This window comes from Rhodoferax sp. ZS1R8 (assembly GCF_056521325.1).
Genome location: NZ_JBWMBA010000164.1, coordinates 1 through 1,106, shown reverse-complemented (window position 1 = coordinate 1,106; position 1,106 = coordinate 1). Strand labels below are relative to the sequence as shown.

Sequence of the window (1,106 nt, the reverse complement as noted above, 5' to 3'; positions counted from 1 at the left end):
CGCGGCCCGCGACAGCACCTCGGACCAGGCATCCAGGTCCAGTTTGGCCAGGTTAACGTTGGCCACCACCCCTTCCGATGGCAAGGGGGCTGACTCGTCGGCCGCCAGGCCAACGGCAATGGCCCCCCGCAGCACACGCGCCTCTGCCCCGGATACATCCCGCACAAACACGATGCTGGCCAGCTTGCCCACGTCAAGTTGAATTTGGTCTTGCACATGCAACACACCGTCACTGCCCGCTGCCAGAGACGCCTTCACTGCGGCGGTTTCCAATAGCAGCGGTAACGGGGCGTCGGCGGCTTTGGCAAAAGGTGCGGGCAGGTTCAGCGCCATACCGACCAAGTTGCTGTTGATACTCAGCTCGGCCACGCCGGCCCTGACGCCCAGACTGGCCGTGTAGTTGGACGTGCCGTTGGCGTACTGTGCCAGGCCGGCGGCAAACCCCAGCTCACGGGCTTGGCGCAGCCCCTCTGCGGTCACACTGCCCTGCATACGCAACTGTTGGGGTGCAGGCGCCTTGATGCCGGGCACAGGGTGGGCACTTCCAGGGCTGCTCATGCCACCTTCTAACCGGACGTCCCCACCCAGTGCACGGGCCTGCGCGCCCGTCAGTGCAAAGCCGGTATCCGAAAAATGGATGACACCGCGTGCACGCCCCAGACGGGGGGTGTCGGGGGTGATCTGCAAGTCGTTGCCGTTTAGTGCAACACTGCCGCGCACCGTGGCACGCTCTACCGCGGCGATCGGAAAGGCGAGCTTGAACTTGTAGTCAGCCGGCCCGCTGGCTGTGGCGCGGTCCAGTGCCTTGCCCATCAGCGGGCCCAATGGCGAGCCATTGACAACGCCCAGTAAGTCGCCCAATGGCCCCTGGGCCTCTACCGCCACCGATACGGTTGCGCCGCGGTACAGGTTGTCCACCACCGCATCCGCTTTGCCAACGCGCAGGCCTGGCATGCCCACCACCCTAGCGCTGGCCCCTTTTACCTGCAGCATGGCACGGTCGATCAGCAGGTCGCCGGACAATTCGTTTAGCACCGGCCACGGCGGGCTGTCCTTGGGCAACAAAAAGGCGGGTGCATAGGCGAAGGTGGCGTTTTGAATGTCCG

The 1,106-nt window shown here is 64.9% G+C and carries 1 protein-coding gene; it reads right to left on the bottom strand.

Features of this window, described 5'->3' with window-relative positions; genetic code table 11:
• On the bottom strand, nt 1-1,106 hold a 1,106-nt coding region (locus AC097P_RS24675; protein WP_479613051.1), incomplete at both ends, for a YhdP family protein.